Here is an 898-nt window from a genome sequence, read left to right as displayed (position 1 = left end):
GGGCGGTGGTTGGCCAGCCAGACGGCGCCGTGGACCGTTCCGTCCGGTGAGCACAGGTAAGCTACCGAGGAGTCCTCGTCCCGCTCGATCACGAGCGTCCGGCTGCCGTACGGGCTGCCGGCGGCGAGAACGACCTCGGCGCCACCCTCGCCTGATGCCGACCGAAAAATCGCCATACGTGAGCACTGTAGATCCGGCGGAGACCATGATGCGAGCGGTGGGGTGATCGAATGAGAAACCTGCACAATCAGACTGCCGCCCTCCTCTCGTACCTGGTGGAGACCGTGGCGACGGCCTGCTTGGCAGGCTTCTCCTTCGCCAGGAATGCCACCTCCGATCCGAACGTTCATTACCCTGGTCGGAAACCCTCCAAAGCAAGGCAGTGAGGCAGTAACGTGTCCCAGCCCCCAGGTCAGCTCACCTTCGTCGCGCCGCGCCGGGCCAAGCCCGCACGGCACCTGGCCGACCTGTCGATGGCCGACCGGCGGGCCGCGGTGACCGAGCTGGGCGAGAAGGCGTTCCGTGCCGACCAGCTCTCGCGCCACTACTTCGAACGCCTCACCACCGACGTCGGCGCGATGACCGACCTGCCCGCGGCCTCCCGTGAGAAGTTGTCGGCGCTGCTGCCGACCCTGCTCACCTCGGTCAAGGAGCTGACCACCGACGGCGGCACCACGCGTAAGACGTTGTGGCGGCTGTTCGACGGGGCGCTGGTCGAGTCGGTGCTCATGCGTTACCCCGATCGCGTCACGATGTGCGTGTCGTCGCAGGCCGGCTGTGGCATGAACTGCCCGTTCTGTGCCACCGGCCAGGCGGGCCTGACCCGCAACATGTCCACGGCCGAGATCGTCGATCAGGTCGTGGCGGGCGCGCGGGCGCTGGCGGCCGGTGAGGTGCC

General features: G+C 67.9%; 1 pseudogene. It reads left to right on the top strand.

The features are described from left to right. Window positions 1–395: 395 nt before the first annotated feature. A pseudogene (locus ETD86_RS54545) lies at window positions 396–898 on the top strand (dual-specificity RNA methyltransferase RlmN); the annotation flags it as partial.

The sequence above is a fragment of the Nonomuraea turkmeniaca genome, from assembly GCF_005889735.1.
In the GTDB taxonomy this organism is placed as follows: domain Bacteria; phylum Actinomycetota; class Actinomycetes; order Streptosporangiales; family Streptosporangiaceae; genus Nonomuraea; species Nonomuraea turkmeniaca.
This window is presented reverse-complemented; position numbering and strand designations above follow the sequence as displayed.